This is a genomic window from Bacteroides togonis (assembly GCF_900130135.1).
GTDB lineage: Bacteria > Bacteroidota > Bacteroidia > Bacteroidales > Bacteroidaceae > Bacteroides > Bacteroides pullorum.
The window spans coordinates 1-6,448 of sequence record NZ_LT670830.1 but is presented as its reverse complement, the minus strand read 5'-3'; the positions used below and the strand labels follow the sequence as shown (position 1 = coordinate 6,448).

The window sequence follows — 6,448 nt, the reverse complement described above, 5'->3', positions numbered from 1 at the left end:
CCACCCTCCAGTGGTTCGCCTCGCCCCACGACTTCTTCCGCCGCGCCGCCTCGCTGCTCCGCCCCGGCGGCGTGCTGGCCTTCACCACCTTCGGCCTGCGCAACCTGCACGAGATACGCACGCTGACAGGCAACGGGCTGGACTACACGCCGCCCCAGCAACTCCGCCGCGAGCTGGAAGACGCCGGATTCTGCATCCTCCATCTGGAGCAGGAAGAGGCCGTACTCCGCTTCCCCACCCCCGTCGACGTCCTGCGCCACCTGCGCATGACAGGCGTCACCGGCACGGAGAAGCAGACGTGGAGCCGCGGACGCCTGCAAGCGTTCTGCGACGAATACGTCCGCCGCTTCGGCTCGTCCGAAGGCGTGAGCCTGACGTATCAACCGATATATGTGATTTCTTCCAAAAAAACACCAACAATATGAACAACATCTACTTCATCAGCGGCATCGACACCGATGCCGGAAAATCCTACTGCACCGCCTGGTATGCGGCGCAACTCATCCAAAAAGGGAAACGGGTCATCACCCAGAAATTCATCCAGACAGGCAACGTGGGCCACAGCGAGGATATCGACCTGCACCGCCGCCTCATGGGCACCGGCTACCTGCCCGAAGACCGCGAAGGCCTCACCATGCCCGAAATCTTCTCCTATCCCGCCTCGCCCGACCTGGCCGCACGCATCGACCACCGCGAAATAAACTTCGAACACATCGACCGCGCCACGCAGGAACTGGCCCGCCGCTACGACACGGTGCTGGTCGAAGGTGCCGGCGGCCTGATGGTCCCCCTGAAGGACGAGTACCTCACCATCGACTACATCGCCGAACGGGGCTACCCGCTCGTCTTCGTCACCTCGGGCAAGCTGGGCAGCGTGAACCATACCCTCCTCAGCCTGGAAGCCGTGGCTCGCCGTGGCATCCGCCTCGACACCGTGCTCTACAACCTCTATCCCACTCTGGCCGACACCACCATCCAGCAGGACACGCAGCAGTACCTGCGCCGCTACCTCGGGCGCCACTTCCCGCAATGCCGCTTCCTGACGGTGCCCGTGCTGAAAGGGTAAGAAAAAAGGACGGGCAGGCAGTACAAGGTGTGGACGAAAATTTGTACTTTTGCGCAACACTATAACGAAACAAAATGGAAGCATTCGCATTCGACACAACAGAACAATACCTGCTGGCAGCAACCGGCATCCTACTGGCCGTCCAGGCCCTCTACTACCTCGCCCTCTACAATCGCATCCACCTGCGCAGCCGCAAGGCCGGGCGCGACGACCTGCACTTCACACAGGAGCTGCCGCCCTTGTCCGTCATCATCTGCGCCCACGAAGAAGTGGAAAATCTGCGCCGCAACCTGCCCGCCATCCTCGAACAGGACTATCCGCAGTTCGAAGTCATCGTCATCAATGACGGCGAGAAGGGTGAAAGCGAAGACTACCTGACCCAGCTCGAAAACCGCTACCGGAACCTTTACCACAGCTTCGTGCCCGACTCTTCACGCTATATCAGCCGTAAGAAGTTGGCCGTCACGCTGGGCATCCGCGCCGCCCGCTACGACTGGCTGGTGCTGACTGAAGCCAATTGCTGTCCGCAAAGTAACCAGTGGCTGCGCTTGATGGCCCGCAACTTCACCTCGCGCACCGAAGTGGTGTTGGGCTACAGCGGATACGAACGCGGCCGCAACTGGCTCCACCGCCGTGCCGCCTTCGACAGCCTGTTCACCGCCATGCGCTATCTGGGCTTCGCCCTGGCCGGCAGTCCCTACATGGGCATCGGCCGCAACCTGGCCTACCGCAAATCGCTCTTCTTCGACCAGAAAGGCTTCTCGGCCCACCTGAACCTGCGCCGCGGCGACGACGACCTCTTCGTCAACCAAGTGGCCCGCCGAGACAACACCCGCGTGGAAACCGATCCGGCAGCCGTTGTCCGTATGCAACCCCTGCTCCGCACCAAAGACTGGCGCGAAGAAAAGATAGGCTATGCCTCCACCGCCCGCCTCTACCACGGCGCACAGCGCTGGATCCTGGGATTCGAAACTTTCAGCCGCCTGCTGTTCCATGCAGCATGGATAGCGACGGTCGTCTTGGCTGCCCTGCATACCCACTGGTTGGTGGCAGCTCTCGGCTTCCTGCAGTTCGTATTCCGTTTCGTGATGCAGGCACTTGTCATCAACATCACAGCCAAAGATCTGGACGAGAAATACCGGCATTACTTACTCCTCCCCATCTTCGACATCCTGCAGCCGCTCCAGTCCCTGCGCTGGAAACTCTACTGCCTCTTCCGCGACAAGCGGGAGTTCCTGCGGAAATAAAAAAGAAAAAGTATCCATCATTCGTAGCGCATGGAGTCGGCTGGGCGGATACGCGTAATTAGATAGGATGGACCGACCAGCATCAACACCGAGGCAAGAAGTGTACCAACATTGAGTAACAGGAATATCCACAGATTGAAAGAAACAGGAACAGTATCCATGTAATACGTAGTAGGATCGAGCTTGAAGAGCCCGAAGAAACGCTGTACAAAATAAAAAGCCAGCCCGATAGCATTGCCCCACAACATTCCCTTACCAATGAGGAATACCGAAAACCACAAGAACAAGTGACGGATGGTGCGGTTATCAGCTCCCAGTGACTTCAGCACACCAATCATTGATGTGCGCTCGATAATGATGATGAGTAGTCCCGATATCATGGTGAAGCCCGCCACACCAATCATCAGCACCAAAATCACCCAAATGTTGACGTCCAAAATGCCAAGCCAGGCAAAGATGCCAGGATTGAGCTGTTCAATGTTGCGGGCACAGAACTCTTGTCCATAACGGTCGGTTTTTCCCTCCAGACCGGAAGCCAGTTCCCACGTAATATCTTCCAAGCGGCTGTAGTCGTTCACTGTCAGCTCCAGTCCGCTAAAGCGGTCGGTTTCCCAACGGTTCAGACGGTTCACCGTATAGAGGTCGGTAACAAGATAGAGGTTATCAAACTCGGTCAGATTGGTCTGATAAATGCCTGCGATGATCAAGCGACGCGCCCGGATATTATCCTGTATGAAATAAGTATCTATCTTGTCACCTAATTTCAGTTTCAGTTTGTCGGCCAATGAACGCGAAATAACTACCCGATTGGACGAAGCCGTATCGCTGAACTGAGGCATCTCGCCTTCGAGCAAATGACGACGGAAGAACTCCGTATCATACTCCGGCCCGATACCCTTGAGCAACATGCCTTGAAAAGCCTCGTCCGTCTTGATCATACCCGCCTTGAGCGAATAGCGCTGCACGTGGTAGATGTCTGTATTGGCACGCAGTGAATCCAATTCTGCCGTCGTCATCGAGATAGGAAGCGACTCATAAAGAGAACCGGCATTAAGGTTGGTTATTTGTATATGCGAACCGAAACCTGCAATCTTGTCGCGCACCTCTTTCTTAAATCCGACAATGACAGACACAGTTACAATCATCACCGCCAATCCGATGGCAATGCCAATCATAGCAATGAGTACCGCCGGCCGCGAAACCTGTTTGCCGGAGTCATTGTCACGATAGATACGATGCGCGATAAATAGAGGCAGGTTCATAATAAGTTACTCCGTTCTTCCTGGGTATGCCTCCAACGCTTTTTGAAGTACAAAGAGGGCACGCGTCAGATCTTCCTTTTTCAACACATAGGCAATGCGTACTTCATTGCGTCCAGCACCAGGTGTGGTGTAGAAGCCCGACGCGGGTGCCATGAATACCGTCTGACCTTCGTATTCGAAGTCGGACAAACACCAGGCACAGAACTTGTCCGAATCGTCCACCGGCAACTTGGCCACGGTATAGAAAGCTCCCATCGGAATGGGCGAATAGACACCGGGGATACGATTCAGTCCGTCGATGAGGCACTTACGACGCTCCACATACTCGTCGTACGTGTCACGCAGGTAGTCCTCTCCTGCATCAAGCGAAGCCTCGGCAGCAATCTGTCCAATCAAAGGAGGACTGAGACGGGCCTGGCAGAACTTCATTACAGCATCGCGAATTTCCTTGTTCTTTGTAATCAGCGCACCAATGCGAATACCGCACTCCGAATAACGCTTCGATACAGAATCAATAAGCACTACGTTCTGTTCGATACCCTCCAAATGGCAAGCAGAGATATAGGGCGAACCGGTATAGATGAACTCACGGTACACCTCATCCGAGAAGAGGAAGAGGTCATACTTCTTCACCAGGTCACGTATCTGGTTCATCTCGCGGCGGGTATAGAGATACCCCGTAGGATTGTTAGGATTGCAGATGAGGATGGCACGCGTACGCTCATTAATCAGCTCCTCAAATTTCTCCACCTTGGGTAGCGAAAAGCCTTCCTCAATGGTGGTAGCTATGGTACGTATCTTGGCGCCGGCCGAAATGGCAAAAGCCATGTAGTTAGCATAAGCCGGTTCGGGCACAATGATTTCGTCGCCCGGATTCAGACAGGCCATAAAGGAAAAAAGCACCGCCTCCGATCCACCCGAGGTCACGATGATATCATCTGCTGTCAAGTGGATGTTATATTTCTCGTAGTAGCCCACCAGCTTCTCACGATAGCTACGGTAGCCCGCGCTAGGGCTGTACTCCAACACCTTGCGGTCGATATTGCGAATGGCGTCGATGGCCACCTGCGGTGTAGGCAGGTCGGGCTGTCCGATGTTCAGATGAAACACATGTATGCCCCGCTGCTTGGCAGCGTCGGCCAGTGGAGCCAGTTTACGAATGGGAGATGCGGGCATCTCCGTCCCCCGGATAGATATTTTCGGCATGAGTTTTTCCTTTTTACAGTTTAGAGTTTTGCATTTGCTGAAACTTTCATTCCAATCATTTAGAAGTTGCAAATGTAGCGATTTATTTGATACCATAGGAGTGCATGGCATAAAAACTTTAAAAACCTTATCTATATTAAAAACGTTATGCTATGTGAAAAGAAACTCTTACCTTTGGATATACAAAAACGTCAATTATCATACCATGGTCATTAATCTCATAACATTTGCCTCGCTGCTCCACAAGCAGGCTTCCGTCCGCAGTTCCCATGAAATTGTTCTTGCCGAACTGGAAAAATATTTCACCGTACGCTTCGTAGACTACCAACAAATGAATAGCCTCACTCCTGATGATTTCAGCATCCTGTTTATCGCTACTGGAGGAGTGGAGCGACTAGTCATACAGCATTTCGAACAACTTCCCCGCCCTACCATATTATTAGCAGATGGTATGCAAAATTCACTCGCCGCAGCCCTCGAAATTTCATCCTGGCTCCGAACCCGTGGCATGCGAAGCGAGATTTTGCACGGAGAGCTGACAGAAATCATTAAACGTTTGCTTGTAATGTACAATAATTTTAAAGCACAACGCAAGCTTAACGGATCCCGTATCGGAGTTATTGGCACCCCATCCAGCTGGCTTATTTCCAGTAACGTCGATTATCTGTTGGCAAAACGCCGTTGGGGAATAGAATATACCGATATTCCTTTAGAACGTGTCACAGAATATTTCAACAGTATCTCAGATGACGAAGTGGGCAATGCCTGTGCTGAGTTGGCAGAAAAAGCATTAGCCTGTCGAGAGGCCTCACCTGAAGATATGCTGAAAGCCATGAAGATTTATAAAGCACTAAAACGAATTGTAGAGGAAGAAAAATTAGCTGCTTTGACATTGAGCTGCTTCAAGCTGATTGAGTCGACAGGAACAAGTGGATGCCTGGCGTTATCTTTGCTAAATGACGAAGGCATTATAGCTGGATGTGAAGGAGACTTGCAATCCATATTTACAATGTTGATTACCAAAACACTCACCGGTCAAGCAGCTTTCATGGCCAATCCATCTATGATCAATGCGCGCACCAATGAAATCATACTGGCTCATTGTACCATAGGATTAAAGCAGACTGAACAATTCATTCTACGCAGCCACTTTGAAACAGACATGAGCATCGGTATTCAAGGATTGCTTCCTTTGGGAGATGTGACAATCGTGAAATGTGGAGGAGAATGCCTGGATGAATATTACCTAACGACCGGCAGACTGACCGAAAATACCAATTATATCAACATGTGTCGTACACAGGTACGAATCAAACTGGATTCTCCAGCAAGTTATTTTCTAAAGAATCCATTAGGTAATCATCATATTTTAGTGCATGGTAACTACAAAACTCTGTTTGACGAGTTTCTGCAAGTAAATGCATGCAAACGAACCGAGTAACAAAAAAACTACCTCTTCTATACCTTAACAAGTTTGCGCAATTGCTACATAAATTGAAAAACAGAAGTTCAATCTATGCAACAATTGCGCAAGCTATCATAAATGAGGGTGTGTCGTAATACGCGATTCACCCTCTTTTCTTTATCAACGATAAGAGCGTTGTTAACTTTTTCAAGCAGCGATATTCTGAAGATAATCTCGATATTTTGTTCCCAATAGCTTAAAT

General features: G+C 51.4%; 5 protein-coding genes and 1 pseudogene. 4 read left to right on the top strand and 2 right to left on the bottom strand.

Annotated features, from left to right (window positions below; translation table 11 throughout):
- The 3 genes and pseudogenes from BQ8005_RS16755 to BQ8005_RS16745 all read left to right on the top strand — a co-directional run.
- Nucleotides 1-425 (top strand): annotated as a pseudogene (locus BQ8005_RS16755) (malonyl-ACP O-methyltransferase BioC); the annotation flags it as partial.
- Nucleotides 422-1,066 (top strand): dethiobiotin synthase, encoded by a 645-nt coding sequence (gene bioD / locus BQ8005_RS16750; protein ID WP_075319333.1) that lies wholly within the window; start codon nucleotides 422-424, stop codon nucleotides 1,064-1,066. The pseudogene BQ8005_RS16755 and the gene bioD, both read left to right, overlap by 4 nt.
- Nucleotides 1,067-1,140: 74 nt before the next feature.
- On the top strand, nucleotides 1,141-2,313 hold the full coding sequence (locus BQ8005_RS16745) for a glycosyltransferase (RefSeq protein WP_075319332.1): 1,173 nt from the start codon (nucleotides 1,141-1,143) through the stop codon (nucleotides 2,311-2,313).
- Nucleotides 2,314-2,330: 17 nt separating this feature from the next.
- Here BQ8005_RS16745 and BQ8005_RS16740 read toward each other — a convergent pair whose 3' ends face one another.
- The gene (locus tag BQ8005_RS16740) at nucleotides 2,331-3,575 is read right to left on the bottom strand and encodes an ABC transporter permease (RefSeq protein WP_075319331.1); all 1,245 of its coding nucleotides are present in this window, start codon (nucleotides 3,573-3,575) and stop codon (nucleotides 2,331-2,333) included.
- Between the two features lie 6 nt (nucleotides 3,576-3,581).
- Nucleotides 3,582-4,781 carry a pyridoxal phosphate-dependent aminotransferase gene (locus BQ8005_RS16735; protein ID WP_021846225.1) on the bottom strand — a complete coding sequence of 400 codons (1,200 nt, stop codon included), beginning with the start codon at nucleotides 4,779-4,781 and terminating at the stop codon, nucleotides 3,582-3,584.
- A 205-nt stretch (nucleotides 4,782-4,986) separates the two neighbouring features.
- Between BQ8005_RS16735 and BQ8005_RS16730 the strand changes: the two genes are divergently transcribed.
- On the top strand, nucleotides 4,987-6,222 hold the full coding sequence (locus BQ8005_RS16730; RefSeq protein WP_075319330.1) for a fucose isomerase: 1,236 nt from the start codon (nucleotides 4,987-4,989) through the stop codon (nucleotides 6,220-6,222).
- Nucleotides 6,223-6,448: the final 226 nt, after the last annotated feature.

Coding starts and splice junctions, on each gene's coding strand:
- bioD (WP_075319333.1), top strand. CDS start 422: ATGAACAACATCTACTTCATCAGCGGCATCGACACCGATGCCGGAAAA.
- BQ8005_RS16745 (WP_075319332.1), top strand. CDS start 1,141: ATGGAAGCATTCGCATTCGACACAACAGAACAATACCTGCTGGCAGCA.
- BQ8005_RS16740 (WP_075319331.1), bottom strand. CDS start 3,575: ATGAACCTGCCTCTATTTATCGCGCATCGTATCTATCGTGACAATGAC.
- BQ8005_RS16735 (WP_021846225.1), bottom strand. CDS start 4,781: ATGCCGAAAATATCTATCCGGGGGACGGAGATGCCCGCATCTCCCATT.
- BQ8005_RS16730 (WP_075319330.1), top strand. CDS start 4,987: ATGGTCATTAATCTCATAACATTTGCCTCGCTGCTCCACAAGCAGGCT.